This is a genomic window from Eubacterium ramulus ATCC 29099 (assembly GCF_000469345.1).
GTDB lineage: Bacteria > Bacillota > Clostridia > Lachnospirales > Lachnospiraceae > Eubacterium_I > Eubacterium_I ramulus.
In genome coordinates this window covers 39,539-55,824 of the sequence record NZ_KI271096.1, presented here as the reverse complement: position 1 = coordinate 55,824, position 16,286 = coordinate 39,539, and the positions used below count along the sequence as shown (strand labels likewise).

General features: G+C 44.4%; 12 protein-coding genes. 3 read left to right on the top strand and 9 right to left on the bottom strand.

All coding sequences use genetic code 11. The annotated features are described in order from the left end of the window. Positions 1-21: 21 nt before the first annotated feature. The 5 genes from HMPREF0373_RS03425 to HMPREF0373_RS03400 all read right to left on the bottom strand — a co-directional run bounded on the left by HMPREF0373_RS03425 (position 22) and on the right by HMPREF0373_RS03400 (position 6,651). Positions 22-1,545, bottom strand: a complete 1,524-nt coding sequence (locus HMPREF0373_RS03425) for an ASKHA domain-containing protein (protein WP_049946803.1) — start codon at positions 1,543-1,545, stop codon at positions 22-24. Positions 1,546-1,586: 41 nt separating this feature from the next. After that, positions 1,587-2,126 carry a DUF2284 domain-containing protein gene (locus HMPREF0373_RS03420; protein ID WP_021738202.1) on the bottom strand — a complete coding sequence of 180 codons (540 nt, stop codon included), beginning with the start codon at positions 2,124-2,126 and terminating at the stop codon, positions 1,587-1,589. Positions 2,127-2,349: 223 nt separating this feature from the next. After that, positions 2,350-3,237 (bottom strand): LysR family transcriptional regulator, encoded by an 888-nt coding sequence (locus HMPREF0373_RS03415; RefSeq protein ID WP_021738201.1) that lies wholly within the window; start codon positions 3,235-3,237, stop codon positions 2,350-2,352. 407 nt (positions 3,238-3,644) lie between these two features. Further along, positions 3,645-5,114: a sodium:solute symporter family protein gene (locus HMPREF0373_RS03410; RefSeq protein WP_021738200.1), complete on the bottom strand. Its 1,470-nt coding sequence runs from the start codon at positions 5,112-5,114 to the stop codon at positions 3,645-3,647. 418 nt (positions 5,115-5,532) lie between these two features. Beyond that, positions 5,533-6,651, bottom strand: a complete 1,119-nt coding sequence (locus HMPREF0373_RS03400) for a uroporphyrinogen decarboxylase family protein (protein ID WP_044962719.1) — start codon at positions 6,649-6,651, stop codon at positions 5,533-5,535. A 332-nt stretch (positions 6,652-6,983) separates the two neighbouring features. On the opposite strand from HMPREF0373_RS03400, the gene HMPREF0373_RS03395 reads away from it, so the two are divergent. Beyond that, positions 6,984-8,450 (top strand): nicotinate phosphoribosyltransferase, encoded by a 1,467-nt coding sequence (locus HMPREF0373_RS03395; protein ID WP_022036184.1) that lies wholly within the window; start codon positions 6,984-6,986, stop codon positions 8,448-8,450. Between the two features lie 516 nt (positions 8,451-8,966). Here the strand turns inward: HMPREF0373_RS03395 and HMPREF0373_RS03390 are convergent. Together HMPREF0373_RS03390 and mutY are read right to left on the bottom strand one after the other, a co-directional pair. Beyond that, entirely contained in the window at positions 8,967-9,983 is a 1,017-nt protein-coding gene (locus HMPREF0373_RS03390; RefSeq protein ID WP_022035493.1) for a glycosyltransferase family 2 protein, read from the bottom strand. Positions 9,984-10,353: 370 nt separating this feature from the next. Next, positions 10,354-11,442: an A/G-specific adenine glycosylase gene (gene mutY / locus HMPREF0373_RS03385; RefSeq protein WP_021738193.1), complete on the bottom strand. Its 1,089-nt coding sequence runs from the start codon at positions 11,440-11,442 to the stop codon at positions 10,354-10,356. 419 nt (positions 11,443-11,861) lie between these two features. On the opposite strand from mutY, the gene HMPREF0373_RS03380 reads away from it, so the two are divergent. Both HMPREF0373_RS03380 and proC read left to right on the top strand, forming a co-directional pair. Next, positions 11,862-12,641, top strand: a complete 780-nt coding sequence (locus HMPREF0373_RS03380) for an enoyl-CoA hydratase-related protein (protein ID WP_022036059.1) — start codon at positions 11,862-11,864, stop codon at positions 12,639-12,641. 311 nt (positions 12,642-12,952) lie between these two features. Further along, the gene (gene proC / locus HMPREF0373_RS03375) at positions 12,953-13,762 is read left to right on the top strand and encodes a pyrroline-5-carboxylate reductase (RefSeq protein WP_021738191.1); all 810 of its coding nucleotides are present in this window, start codon (positions 12,953-12,955) and stop codon (positions 13,760-13,762) included. Between the two features lie 121 nt (positions 13,763-13,883). On the opposite strand, the gene HMPREF0373_RS03370 is transcribed toward proC, so the two are convergent. Together HMPREF0373_RS03370 and HMPREF0373_RS03365 are read right to left on the bottom strand one after the other, a co-directional pair. Next, positions 13,884-14,891 (bottom strand): alpha/beta hydrolase, encoded by a 1,008-nt coding sequence (locus HMPREF0373_RS03370; protein WP_021738190.1) that lies wholly within the window; start codon positions 14,889-14,891, stop codon positions 13,884-13,886. 281 nt (positions 14,892-15,172) lie between these two features. Continuing rightward, entirely contained in the window at positions 15,173-16,174 is a 1,002-nt protein-coding gene (locus HMPREF0373_RS03365) for an aldo/keto reductase (protein ID WP_021738189.1), read from the bottom strand. Positions 16,175-16,286: the final 112 nt, after the last annotated feature.

Below are 16,286 nucleotides of genomic sequence, written 5' to 3'. Positions count from 1 at the left end.
TTTCCTTTCTTTCTCAGTTTTTTATTCGAAAAACATTTCTTCCATATAAGCATCGCTGAACTTTTTGTGTGTGGACAGTTCCACATAGCGCATCTCCTGCTGCAGACGGCCCAGTTCCTGTCTGGCTGCCTCTGACACTGCCGCAGACACTGCGCCCTCACCGGCCGCATTTCCTACAGAGATCGTCACCGGCTCCAGTTCCTCCGGGATCAGCCCGATCGCTGCCGCACTCTTTTTGTTCAGAAAACTTCCAAAACCGCCGGCAAGGATCACCTGCTCCACATCAGTCACAGAAATATTCCGCTCGGATAACAGAATCCGGATACCAGCCGCGATCGATGCCTTGGCAAGCTGAAGCTTCCGCACATCTGCCTGGGTCACTTTCACAGTATCCGTCAGATAGACACAGGTACCGTCCTCATCTTCTCCCAGGTAACCGGCATATGCTTCCTCCACCTCATCCTCATCCGCGATCAGACCGGTCTCATCCAACAGCTCTGTTTCCAAAAATACCGCCAGTGCGTCGATCAACCCGGAACCGCAGATTCCCACTGCCGGTGCATCGTTGATCGTGGAACAACAGATTTTTCCATCTTCCAGCCAGACTTTTGAGATAGCTCCGGAAGCTGCCGGCATTCCCATGGCGATCTCCGCTCCTTCAAAAGCCGGTCCTGCCGCTGTCGCACAGCACACATACGAACCGGATTTTCCAAGCACCATCTCTCCGTTGGTACCAATATCCAGCATCAGTGTCTCTTTCTCACCATCTTCTGCCAGCACAGAAGAGTGCATCTGTACCGCTGCCAGATCCGCTACAATATCGCCGCCCACATAACCGGCAATGGACGGCACGACATACACAGTCTCACAACCTTCGATACCAATCTGTTTTGCGTCATAACTTTCCCCAAACAGAGACAAAGGCGTAAAAGGTGCCACACCGATACTCTCCGGAGACAATCCGCAGAACAGATGGCTCATGACCGTGTTGCCGGCAACCGCCAGCCGACGGATATCTTCTGTTCTGCCCGCTTTCTGTTTTAACTGCACCAGCATACCATTGATCTGATCCACAATGGCACTCTGCAATTTATCCAGACCGCTGTCCACAGATGCCTGGATCCTGGAGATGACATCTGCGCCAAAACTGCGCTGTGCATTCGGTGCGCTGACTGTACAAAGACGCACTCCGGTTGCTCCATCCAGCAGATGACATACCACAGTGGTCGTTCCGATATCACAGGCCGCCAACAGCCCTTCACCCGCATCTGCCGGATACAGATAGCAGTTTCCATTTTCAGCAATGGCTGACTTCTGCTCTTCTGCAACGGTCACACACATGCCATCTTTACATTGCGTCTGGCATGACAGGACTTCACCAAGTCCCTCCACTGTCACCAGACATTTTTTACAGGTACCGTTTCCACCACAGGGGGCATGTACCTGCGTGATGCCAAGCTCCTGAAACACTTCCAGGAGCGTATGATCTTCCCACGCTCCTGTATACTCTTTCACTTCATTTCCAATTCTGATTTTTACCTTCATTACTGTTACCTGTTCCTTCACTCATCCGTTTGTACAGAAATCTATTTCAGCAAAATACAGCTGCTGTACGCGATGGTATTTTTTCCATAATTATACTTCATGCCAGACTGGATGCAGACTTTACTCACAAACAATCCATACGCTTCCATCGACGGAATGGATTTCTCCGGAAATCTGCACGGCTCATCCGGATAGGTGCATTTTTTGCATACCTGGCAGGCTCCTGCTGCCATCGGAATGCAGTCCGGCTCCTTAGAACGCACATATTCCACCAGCTGTGCAAACCGTGCTTTCTGAGTATGCTCTGTCTCCATCATCGTCTCCACATCAAACTCATCCTCCAGCTGTCCTATCGACTGCACCAGGATACCTCTGGTATACGGTTTCACCCGCTCAGAAATCTCTTCCAGCGTGCCGCATCCCGGCGGGCAGGACCAGTTTCTGTTAAAAGAACGGCAGCGGTCTGCCGCACACATCTGCCGTACTTCCGGCAAAAACTCCAGTGCCTCCACATTCAGCGCACCGGCTTCTTCAAATCCAAAACGTTCTTTTGCATCCTTGATCAATGTCTGTAAATCCATAATAGCTTCCCCCTCTGATCATTTTTTCAGCAGTGTCTTCTCACCGTCTGTATTATCGAATTTTCCCTGATACTTACTGAAACCCCCAAAAAGTCAGGCATTTGAGCCTGACTCTTCTATCCGGAAATGTAACAATATTTCCGTCATCTCTGATTCATATATCAGTAAATCGACATTCGCAATCCGCTTTTGCTACTTGTTCTGCGTTCAATTATATCTACTGTTACTTCTTATCATCGCAGAAGAAATTGTCTACAAATATTTCCCTCATCGGATTGTAATTATCAATATTCCATGCCATAACAAGGCTTGGATCACTGATGATATCCGTATTCAAAAACCGTACCGTATCGTTATTAGACAGCAGATTCCGTGAATCCAGAATACATACGCCCACACCGGCCTGCACCCAGAGCATCTCCTCCTGCACAGAGCTTGCAAACTTTACCTGAGGATTGAATCCACTCATTTTGCAGGCATCAATGATCAGTTTTGGAGATTCTTCCGAATCTTCCGGGGACACCATAATAAAAGTATCATCTTTGAAATCAGAAAGCTTTACATAAGATGCATTGGCCAACCGGTGATCCTTATGTACCACCACATGATCCCTGGTCTCTTCTATCACACGATACTTCATTTTTTCCCGATGTTCCACATCGAATCTCAATGTAATGATCAAATCGAGCCTACTGCTGTATAGATTCTCTACCAATGCATTAAAACTATAATTCTGTAAATTAATCTTCACATTTGGATAACAATTTGCAAAATGTTTTAATACACCCGGGAACAGGTCTCCCACATAAGTACCGTCCAGAATGCCAATGTTCAATTCACCGCTCAATCCCTGGAAACTATTCAGAGCCTTTGCTACTGTCACATTATATTCATTATAAATCTTTTCAAATCCTTCTAGAAGCACCACTGCTGCCGGTGTCAGCCGTACAGAACGGTTATTTCGGATAAACAGCTGCATATTCAGTTCTGCTTCCATGGAAGCAATCTGACGACTCAGTGCCGGCTGCGTGATAAACAGTTTATCTGCCGCTTTCGTAAAATTCAGACACTTTGCTGCCGTAATAAAATATTTCATCTGAATCATGTTCATAGTGCAAAACCCTCCTGTTTATCCATACTACCATATCTCGCCTGTTTTTGCAAAAAAAACATGCCGATAAAAGGAAGTCCTGCTGTACTTGTCTGTACCACAGGACTTCCTGCACATTACACGGGATTTTTCACCAGATCACACGATGTATGTACTGTCTATTTTCTCTTTTTGCCAAGTACGGAAAAAACACCCGCACAGATTCCAAACACTGCCATAAATGCGATGATTCCAATCATCCAACCCTGTGTCATCGTAATTGCCAGCATATCAATTTCCCCCTTTAATCTTCTCTTTCTGCCTCTTTAAACAGTTTGCCGATGAAATAACCGGCAATTGTGATTCCAAATACCATAAGTGCACTTTCCAGAACAATATGAGCTACCATCTATCTTTTCCTCCTTTTCCTAGCAAGCCGCTTTTTCTTCTTTGGATAAGCGGAAATATCCAGGTTTTGTTCCAGGCAGCACGGCTGTCAGAACAAGGCCAAGGATCACTGAAACAATCATGCACAGATATACCTGATGGAAATTTACCATTCCCAGACGCTCCTGCAGTCCACAGGTTATCCATACGATATTTGCGATCCATGATACAAACATAGTGATCATTGCAGCTGTAGTATTGCGTTTCCAGCATAAGCCAATAACCAGCATTACAAAAAGCGGTACGCCCCAGGTAAAGATCCAGTTGATCGTTGTTACAACGGCCGGCTGGAAGTTGCACAATACGATTGCAAGAATACCTACGATGACGATCATGATTCTCATCACCAGCGTTTTTTCTTTCTCTGTTGCTTCCGGTTTGTATAATCCGCCATACAAATCGTATGCAAAAATAGTTGCCGGGCAAAGGGATGTCATCGCAAATGTGGATAACAACGCTCCAAGGAAGGATGCACAGATCAGTGCTACTACCCAATGCGGAAGTACTTCAAGCATCATCATCGGTGTCATCATCATCGCGCTGTCGCCAGCCAGTTTATAATATCCAAGTGCCAGTGCTGCCATACCAAGCAGAGCCGGAATGATACAGAACAGACCGTTGACCGGGCCTGCCAGCCAGATAGATTTCTTTACGGATTTAACATCTTTTGCAGCGATACAGGTCTGTAATCCCATCTGGGATACGCCCTGGAACATGGATGTACAGAAAATCGTCGGGATTGCGAATCCGATGATCAGGTTTTTATTTCCAAAGATATCAAGCATCCATGCATTTCCGGAATCTGTAATATTCTGTGCCACATCCTCCCATCCGTTACCCGGAAGGTATACAAACATTGCGATCAGTGCGATGATCAGTGCTGCATACATAAATACCGCATTGATCATATTCAGCCAGGATACTTCTTTCATACCTGCGAGCAGTACATAGAGGATACCGAACGCTCCGCCTACGATTGCACCTACGGTGTAGGACCAGCCGGTACATGCCACGAATGTAACTGCGATACACTGTGTTTCCAGACACAGACATCCGAATACTAACGGTCCCATAACACAGGCGCACAGGATACGCATTTTCTTTCCATATAATTTACCAAACAGATCCGGCATGGTATCTGTTCCGATTTTTCTTACCCATGGACCGGTGATCTGTGTAATCACGATCATCATGACCGTACATGCAATACCAAACCAGGTTGCGATAGAACCCATGGAATAAGCATTCTCACAGGTACCCCAGATATGTGCGGAACCAAGCATGGTCAAAGCAAGTGTGACACCGACCTGTGCAGTTGGCAGCCCTTTTCCTGCAAGTGCAAAGATTCCTTCCTCCACACTGTGTTTATTTTTCCGGGCAATGACCAGACCGACGCCAACAACCGTTAAAACTTCATAAATAATAACAAATGCCAGTATTCCCCAATTCATAATCTACCTTACCTTCTTTCTCTCAAATCATGAGCTATACATTTTCTCTACACTCCACAGATTTTTTTCCGGAATTTCTTATCTGTTTTTACACTCACATTATAAGTGTTCCCTGCTCCAGAATCCAATTTGTAAAAGTCATTCTGCCATGCAGTTTGGTAATGATTCTTTCTGCATTCATACACTGATACACAACGGTTATCAAAAGCACTTTTTCTCGCTTGTTTTTTATACATATTGTATATATTTTATATTTATTTTTTGTTATATTTATATATTCTATCGGTTTTGTCATCGGTTTTGGTTATGATTCTATGCCGTTTGTGTATTCATTTCTTTTATAAGATGATGTTGTGGGCAAACCACCCCTTGGAAATAAACTTTCCAAGGGGTGGTTTGTAAGGATTTGATTATTTGATTATTTCTGCGGATGTGTCTTCAGGAAATCATGTGCAGCCTCACTCATGGCAAGCACATTTTCCGGTTTTGCATCTGACGGGATATCACATCCGGTTGCGATCATACAACCCCAAGGTCCGATATCTTCCAGAAGTTTTGTCACATACTCTTTTACCTCCTCCGGTGTACCAAATGTCATCAGTTCACACGGAACATCACCGAGGATACATACATCTTTTCCAAGTACTTCTCTTGCTTTGCGAATATCTGTTTTGGAATCCAGTGCCAGGATATAGGTCTTGTCTTCCAGACGTTTAAACTTATCCAGATCCAGATTCCAGCAGGAATCCAGATGGAACGTCGGAATGACGTTCATCTCGATACACAGGTCATAGTAAGCTTTAAAGGCCGGCCATACGAATTCATCAAACATCTTCGGGGAAACCAGATCCGGGCCGGTTCTCCATCCTCCAATCCATACGCCCAGGGCATGGGTATCTTTTATCTGCTGTTTATAAGCTTTCAGATTATGCTCCAATACCATATCAAAAATTTCATGCATCAACTCCGGTTCTTCCATCAGATCATCCATAAAGAATGCTTCCAGGGAACGTCCGCCGCAGAAATACTCAAACGGTGTGATCATCAGGAAATCAGCGATACACGGAATACCTGCTTCATAAAACTTCTGATAGCAGCGGGGATTTGCTTCAAAAAACGGTTTCAGGTTTTCCCAGTTATTGTCACATTTTTCTGCGATAAACTGTTTCTGGAATGCATCCCATCCCATCTCTTTGATCTTCTCATAATCCTCAAACTGCATGTTCTCAAACTCTTTGATCTGCCACATATCATCATCGCCCAGTTCCTGTCCCGGAAGTGCTGCTTTAGACAGCCACTGTGTACCCAGCAGATACGGGGAAAAGATCACATTCTGTGTACCATCTGCTCCAATGCGCTTTAGTTCCGTCAGATTTGCATCGCAGGCTTTATCGAAATCCGTGATATAATCTTTTAATAATACATGCTGTGCCCGTGCAAAATACGCGTTTCCACATGGAACCACCGGTACACGGTCCACCGGCTCACAGCGAACCGCTTTTCTCAATAATTCAAGATTCTCTTCATATTTACCCATAATACATTCCTCCATGTTTGGCAATACTTGTCCTTATTTTTTCCGCCACTGTTCAATGACATTTCTTTTTGATAAATCAAGTATATCTATTATCCTGATGCATGTACACTGAATAAATCCCATCTTGTCATACACTTTAGTTATCATTTGTCCTACCGTCTGGTTATGCTTTTTTGGACAATGCCGGATATCATTTTGCTGAAAAATAACTGGAAGTTTTCTGAAAAAAGTGTATACTGGAAAAAAGACATTTACAAAAATGACTGACAGCGCAGTCTGCCAGTATTATAAGGATAGGGAGGAAATGACCGGCCGCCGGTCAAACTGATACTATGAGATCATTAAATCTGACATTACTTACTGATTTATACGAAATAACAATGATGCAGGGCTATTTCAAAGCCCGGAACAATGACGTGGTTGTATTTGATGCATTTTACCGGGAAAATCCATGTGGTGGCGGCTATGCCATCGCCTGTGGTCTGGAACAGGTCATCGATTACATCAAAAATCTTCAGTTCTCTGCGGACGATATCCGCTATCTGCAGAGTCTGAATATGTTTGACGAAGATTTCTTAAAATATCTGAGTACGTTCCGTTTTTCCGGCAGTATTTATGCAATTCCGGAAGGCACCGTGATGTTCCCCCGTGAGCCATTCATCAAAGTTATCGCACCAATCATGGAAGCACAGCTGGTAGAAACCGCTATTTTAAATATTTTGAACCATCAGAGCCTCATCGCCACAAAAGCAGCCCGTGTCTGCTATGCAGCACAAAACGACGGTGTCATGGAATTCGGCCTGCGCCGTGCACAGGGACCGGATTCCGGTATTTACGGTGCCCGCGCTGCTGTCATTGGCGGCTGCTGCGGAACTTCCAACGTACTTGCAGGACAGATTTTCAACATTCCGGTCAAAGGCACACACGCCCACAGCTGGATCATGAGTTTTCCGGACGAGTACACCGCATTCAAAACATATGCGGAGCTATATCCGAATGCCTGCATTCTGCTGGTCGATACCTATGACACTTTAAAATCCGGTATTCCAAATGCCATCCGCGTATTCCAGGAGATGAAAGATGCCGGTGTAAAACTGCACAATTATGGTATCCGGATGGACAGCGGAGACCTGGCTTATCTGTCCAAGAAAGTACGGCAAATGCTGGATACTGCCGGATTCCCGGATGCCATCATCTCCGCTTCCAACGATCTGGACGAATATCTGATCGAGACCCTGAAGATCCAGGGTGCAAAAATCACCTCCTGGGGTGTCGGTACAAGCCTGATCACCTCCAGAGACTGCCCGGCTTTCGGCGGTGTATACAAACTTGCTGCCATCCGCAATGAAGATGGGCACTTCACACCAAAGATCAAACTTTCTGAAAACACGGAGAAAGTTACCAATCCGGGCAACAAAGAGATTTATCGTATTTATGATAAAGAAACAGGAAAAATCCGTGCAGATCTGATCTGCCTGGCAAATGAAACCTTTGATGAAAATGAAGACATGGTACTCTTTGATCCGAATGAGACATGGAAACGCACTCGCATCGTCGGTGGCACTTACACTATGCGGAAACTTCTGGTTCCGATCTTTGAAGAAGGAAAATGTGTATACACTTCTCCGAGTGTTATGGAAATCCAGTCCATCTGTACACAGGAAAAAGCTACACTATGGGATGAAAATATGCGTTTCGTAAATCCATCCAACGTATATGTGGATCTGTCTGATAACTTATATGACCTGAAACAAAAAGTCTTCAATGAACTCAGTGCGGCAAAATACCACATTGTGTAATGGCTCGCTTCTTAAATTTAATATGAAAACGAAGAATCCTGTCGGGACGCTAGACGTTCACTACCCTCGTTTTGCTTCGGTTTTATCGTGCTCGCTCTCACGCCTGAAAAAGAGGTCGTTCCCGCTCGCACAAAACTCGCAAAACTCAGTCGTTCACTGAATCGCTTACCCTGACAGAATTCTTCGTTTTCTATATTTACCTTATGAATCAGCCAATTCACACCACTGCACTTTATACCACATCAACTTAATCAGAGATGAACTGTACAGAATACTTTTTCCGTTTATTCATTGTGTAAATAGAACAAAACTGAAACTATTCCAACAAAAGGATCGTTGTAAAATTTTCGTCGTGACTGCTGCATCTAGCCCGACCGCGTGAGTGTGTCTGAACCCGCTGGTTTTGCGGGTGAGTTCGCGGGAGCGGTCAGAGATAAGCGATGCAGCTGACACAGAAAATTTTTCATGTCCTTGTTGGAATAGTTTCAGTTTGTTCTTTATAAATAAAAAGAAAATTTAATTAAACCCGATCACTTTCTGGGAGATTTTGTAAATCGTCAGCGACAATTTTCTTCCGCCTTTTCCGGGAAGATTCAATGTCTGTCCCATAATGCGGTTCCGCAGTTTATGGAACAGCCGGATATCCCGGTTCTTGATATAAGTCCAGAGTTCTCTTTTTTTCTCCAGATTCTCCTCCGTACCGGATTTCAGCAGCATCACAGTAGATATCACGGTAATGATTTCCAGATAGTTCATCATATAATGCCGCAGATGGCGGTCTGCTATCTTCCACAAATCATAGGCATCCACCATGATCTTGTTCACTTTGATCTGCTGATCAATGTTTTTGATCATATTCTTTTCATTGACGGACTGATCTTCCCGACCGATATAATAACGGTAAAAATCAACATCCAGATAGTACATCGTTTTTACATATGGAAGTGGCACATATACAAAAAGATTGTCCACGTAAAAGGTATGCTTTGGCAGTACCAGATGACAGTCGCGCAACAGCTGTGTCCGATAAATAACAGAATGCATCAGAATATATTTTCCGATTTTAAAATTCCTTGTCTCTTCCCAGCCGAACAACTGTCCCTGCGGAAGGATATTATGGTAACGGGTCGCAGACTTGTGCTTTGCCCCTTCTTTTTCATATACAAAATTACTGATCATCATATCCAGCATACATCCTGCAGAACAAAGATTATGCAATGCATCCAAAATCTGGCGATAACTTGCTTCATCTACCCAGTCATCGCTGTCTACAACCTTAAAATACAATCCGGTAGCATGATTCAGTCCTGCATTCAATCCGGCACCATGGCCGCCGTTCTCCTGATGAATGGCACGAACAATGGATGGGTATTTTTCCGCATATGCATCTGCAATCGCACCTGTATCATCGGAAGAACCATCGTCTACGATAATAATTTCCACATCTTCTCCACCGATCAGCAACGAATCTACACATCGGCGCATATAATCCTGTGAATTGTAACAGGGCACGGTAAATGTTAATAACTTCATACGATCTCTTTCCCCTTTTTCGTATTCCTTGTTTCCTTTTAGTATACATCACAGTTTTGAAAAAATTAACCTGTTTTTTCTGAATTTTTTCTTACTTCTTTTGTATTCATAGTTTGTTCACATTTTATTTGCAAAAATAACATACTCTCCACATACGAAAGACACAATTTATCTCTATACTTCTAAGTGTAAGATAAATAAAGAACTTACACCAGCCAACATAGCAATTAGCAATTTCTTTTCATAAATCTTTTTCATGTATAGCCGATGCCAACCGCATCGGCTCCTCTTTTCAGTTCCCGCAGAGAACGCTGCTTCTCGAACTCCAGGTTCAGTAAGGTTCCACTATTTTATCTGTAGAACTGACTCATTATTTTTCTTTAAATCTTTCATTTCCCAGCCGGATGTTCATATATTTCGTATAAGCCGCAAATGCCGCCGGGATCGGATACGCTTCCTCCGAATGTGCCGCCTCTACAAACAACAGTCCTGCTTCCTCTCTGGTCAGAGAATCCACTTCTACCATGTACCCCTGCATATGCCATTCCACGTGGGAAAAAATATGTTTTGCTTCTTCAAGACGCTGGATCCGCATGGGATGTAGATGCATATCCTGCACCACCCGCAATGCTTCATCCTCTGTCAGCGTTCCCGGCTCATTTGGAAACTCATACAGACCTGCCAGCAATCCCTTTTTCGGACGTCTTTTCAAAACCACTCGCTCTCCGTCACGGATCACCAGCACCGTGCGTTCCTCGATTCTTCTGCCCTTTGCCTTCTTTTTTACCGGAAGTTCCTGCCAGAGTCCCCGTTTTCTCGTTTCACAGAAAGAATACCAGGGGCACTGGTCACACAAAGGCTCTCCGTTTGGCACACAGACAATGGCTCCAAGTTCCATCAGTGCCTGGTTAAAACTCCCGGCACAGTCCTGTGGAATCACCTGCTGCAGTGCCTGCTCTACCCTCGTTTTTACTGACTGCTTCATAATATCAGAGTTGTCCGCAGATACACGCATCAGGATCCGCAATACATTTCCATCCACCGCAGGCACCGGAATCCCGTATGCAATAGATGCAATTGCGCCCGCTGTATAGTGTCCGATTCCTTTCAGCTCCAGCAGTTTTTCATAATCCGCCGGCAGTTTTCCATCATACTGCTCCATCACCGTCTGTGCCGCGATCTGCATGTTACGCACCCGGTTATAATAACCAAGCCCTTCCCACAGTTTTAACAGCCGTTCTTCCTCACATTCTGCCAGACTTTTCACATCCGGAAGTGCATGCATAAACCGTTCAAAATATGGTTTCACTGCCTCCACACGGGTCTGCTGCAGCATGATCTCCGACACCCAGACACGATAAGGTGTACTTATACTCCTCCAGGGCAGTGTCCGTGCATTTTTTTCAAACCATGCCAGCAAAGGCTTTACAATCTGTTCCAATTGAAATTTTTCCAGCATTTCTATCTTATCTCCTATTATATGTGCTTCCTATTCCTTACAGCCCGTAATGAATTATCTATCCCGCCATTCAAGTCAAACACACGTGAGACTTGGGGCGTAATTCTGGTCAGCGAAAGCTGACATAATCAAACGGACATTCGCAATCCGTTTTCGCTGCTTGCTCATGAACGCAGTCGCTTTGCGACCCACTCTCATATCATTTAGCACTTTAACAGATATTTTATACTTTTTCTACTGGGAAATGTTCGTTTTATTGTTTTCTTTTTAACAAATATGGTGTATAATCAATTTGTTGAGTAAATTGTATTCTCAGGATACATAAATTACATGTACGTTCCACCCCTTTTAAATGAAGAATTCTAAACTTGTTTAAAGAGATTATGACCGTACATTTACCAAAACAGGAGGTATTTGAAATGAATAATTTACTTTTAGAAGTAGAAGGCCCAATCGCCGTACTTACTATCAACAGACCAAAGGCATTAAATGCCCTGAACAGTGAGACACTGACAGAGTTAAACGAAGTTCTTACTGAGATTGAAGGAAGAGATGACATCAAAGTCGTAATCCTTACCGGTGCCGGCGAAAAATCATTTGTTGCAGGTGCAGACATCTCTGAGATGGTAAACTTCTCCGCAGCAGAAGGACGTGCTTTCGGTATGAGAGCTTCCGAACCATTCTTCAAATTACAGAACATGCGTCAGGTTACAATCGCAGCTGTAAACGGTTTTGCATTAGGCGGTGGATGCGAGATTTCCATGGCTTGTGATATCCGTATTGCTTCTGAAAATGCATTATTCGGACAGCCGGAATGCGGTCTTGGAATTATCCCGGGATTCGGTGGTACACAGAGACTTGCCCGCCTGGTTGGTATGGGACGTGCAAAAGAAATGATCTTTGCATGCCAGAACATTGATGCTGCCGAGGCTTACAGAATCGGTCTTGTAAACAAAGTTGTTCCGCAGGAAGAGCTTATGGCTACTGCTAAAAAATTAGCCGGTAAGATTGCACGTAACGCAAGCTATGCGGTTGCAATTGCAAAAGCTGCTATCAACAATGGTTATGACATGGATATCAAGAATGCGGTTGAGTACGAAGCAAACCTCTTCGGTATGACATGCTCTACACATGACAAAACAGAAGGAATGACTGCTTTCCTTGAGAAACGTAAAGAGAAAAACTTCACAGATTTCTAAATAAAACCGGAATCGTTTCCGAATCTTTTCAGACTGAGTTCAAGTCGAACGCACGTGAGACCTAGTGCGTGATTCTACTCAACTCAGACTGAAATAAATCAACCATGATAGGGGTGCCACCAAATACAAGTATGTATTTCTGGCACTCCTTCTTTCATAAAAAAACAAGAAAGTATGCATCGTTTGCACGAAGTGCTGAGGATGTGCGGTGATTCTGAAAAGAATATGTCAGCTTTCGCTGACCAGAATCACGCACCAAGTCTCACGTGCGTTCGTCTTGAACTTACTATTATTGAAAGGAATTGAAAAACATGAACAAAAAAATGATCAGTTTCATTGGCGGTGGAAATATGGCTACTGCCATCATCAGCGGGATCCTCTCTTCCGGACTGTCAGACAGTGACCATATCTGTGCAACTGCCGCACACGAATCTTCTGTTATTCGTCTGAAAGAAACTTTACACATTGAAGCTACTACAGACAACAAAGCCGCTGCTCAAAAAGCAGACATTCTTTTTTTGGCCATAAAACCAAATATGTTTCACAAAGTAATTCCTGAAATCCGACATGCAGTGAAAGAAAATGCGATCATCGTATCAATTGCTGCCGGACAGACGATCGAACGCATAGAAGAAATATTTGAAACTTCCATCAAATTAGTGCGTGTCATGCCAAATACTCCCGCTATGGTTGGTGCAGCCATGAGTGCTATATGCTGTAACGATGCCGTTACCGATGAAGACCTAGCTGAAGTACAGGCTATTTTCAACAGTTTTGGTAAATCCGAGGTGGTCAGCGAATCTATGATAGATACCGTTATCGGTGTCAGCGGATCTTCTCCTGCATATGTATACATGTTTATTGAAGCAATGGCCGATGCCGCTGTGGCAGATGGCATGCCGCGTGCGCAGGCATATAAATTTGCTGCCCAGGCCGTACTTGGTTCCGCCAAAATGGTACTTGAGACAGGAAAGCATCCGGGCGAACTGAAAGATGCTGTATGCTCTCCGGGCGGCACTACCATCGAAGCTGTCGCAACATTGGAAAAAGCGGGCCTGCGCAATGCTGTCATTGAAGCACAAAGAGCATGCGTGCAGAAATCACGAGATATGAATTCTTGATTTTCCGTTTTAGATTAAATTTTATAATACGAACTTCTGCAATTTTATCTCAGTCGCTAGAAATAGCTCCTTGAGAGAAAATTGCAGAAGTTCTAAATTTACTCTGTTAAATTTACAGATTTTAGTGTCTCTCTGCACTGCTTACACAACAAAACTCTTGTAATGCCTGCACATAGCCTGCATTATCTACCAAATAACCGGTGCCATGCTCTGCGCCTTTCACCAAAAGCAGTTTTTTCGGTGCGATGCAGTTTTTGGCAGCCTGAATCGTCATTTCCACCGGTACATTACTGTCTGCCGTTCCGTGCACCAACAGTACCGGAATCGTATTTTCTTTCATTACTTCCGGCACAGACAATGTTTTCAGCCCATAGTGTGCATAAAAACGACTCCAGATCCCGATTGATACCGTAATCAGATTCCCCTTGCAATGAAACATTGTGTTGATTCTCTTTTTTATAATATCATAAGGCGATGAAAACGCACTGTCCGCCACGATTCCCGTCACATTTTCCGGAAGTTCCATACACACTTCCATCGTTTTTTCTGTGGAAATACTGATTGGAATCAGCTTCTTTTCATGGTGTGCAGTGGCCATCAGCACCGTAGATGCTCCCATGGACAGCCCGGCCAGAATGATTTTCTGATCCGGTCCAAACCGTTTTGCAATATACTGCGCCCACAGACAGCAGTCTCTGCTCTCCAGTACCCCGAATCCGATGTACTTTCCTTCGCTTTCGCCTGCGGCACGCTGATCAATATGTACGATCCGATTACCACATTCATAATACACATGGGAAGAGGCGGAAAAATCCACCTCCGGATGGGTGCGGTATCCATGAAACATCAGTACCGTTCCTTTTGCTCCTGGCTGATCCATCAGACGGCCATGCAGCTTGAAGCCATCCTCAGACCGGATAAAAATATCTTCTGCCTCCTGCCGGTTGATCCATTCGATTCCCTCCTGGATTTCCTCATAATACTGATCCCAGGATGTGCCTTTCAATGCCTCCCGGTCTGTAATATTCAACTCATGTCCACGGCAGATAGCCGTCCGGAATCCCACATATCCAATTACCATCCACAGCAAAATAACAACTGCTGCCACAACGATAAGTATTATCCACATCTATCTCTATCTATATACTCCCTTCTAACACTTCAAGAATATCCTCGCACTATTTCCACATGCATTCGATCTGAATGATATTTCCCCGGAATACGAGTAAAGCGGACATTCGCAATCCGCTTTCGCTACTTGCTCATGAACGCAGTCGCTTTGCGACCTGTCAGTGGGAGCTTTTAACTCCCACTGACATAAGCATCCCCCTTACCCACCGCTTAGTGCTCTACGCACTTGAAGCGGGGGAATGCTTATTCTGCGTTCATTTTCTTGCTGCATCAGACAGATTAAGCCTTCTTTTCCACTGAAACCTCATCAATCAATCTAAGTTCTTCCTCTGTAAATCCGGCACTTTCTATCACTTTGATATTATCCAGGATCTGCTGCGGTCTGGATGCCCCGATCAGTACACTGGTGACTACATCATCCTTTAATACCCATTTCAGAGCCATCTGTGCCAGGCTCTCGCCACGCTGTTTTGCGATCTCATTCAACGCCTGGATCTGATGGATCTTACTGTCTGTCAACTGCTCTTTTTTCAGGAACCGGCCATCTGTATTGACACGGCTGTCAGCAGGAATCCCATTCAGATAACGGTCGGTCAGCATCCCCTGTGCCAATGGACTGAATGCAATGATTCCCTTGCCCTCTTCCTGTGCCGCCTGTTTTAATCCGTTCTGCTCAATGGTACGGTCAAAAATAGAATAACGATTCTGGTTAATGACAAACGGGCAATGCAGTTCTCTCATAATCGCTGCTGCGCGTTTCATCGTCTCACCGTCATAATTGGAAATTCCGGCATACAACGCTTTTCCGCTTTTTACCGCCTGATCCAGTGCTCCCATAGTCTCCTCTAACGGAGTATTCGGATCCATCCGGTGATGGTAAAAAATATCCACATACTCCAGTCCCAGTCTCTCCAGACTCTGATCCAGACTTGCCAGCAGATATTTGCGGCTGCCCCAGTCGCCGTAAGGACCTTTCCACATATCATAACCGGCTTTTGTACTGATGATCAGCTCATCCCGGTAAGACGCGAAATTTTCCTTCAGCAGTTTTCCGAGATTTGCTTCCGCACTTCCATACTCCGGTCCGTAATTATTGGCCAGATCAAAATGTGTGATACCATTGTCAAAAGCAGTAAATACCATCTGCCGCATATTTTCATATACTCCGGTATCTCCGAAATTGTGCCAGAATCCAAGGGAAACTTCCGGCAGTTTTAAGCCGCTGTTTCCACAACGGTTGTATACCATTTTGTCATATCTTGTCTCTTTTGCCTGATACATGATACTTACCTCCTTTTACTAACTTTTTCTCTATCTGAAATATTTTACCACTACTCCGGTACATTTTCTATTTATATTTCAAGCGGACATTCGCAATCCGCTTTTGCTACTT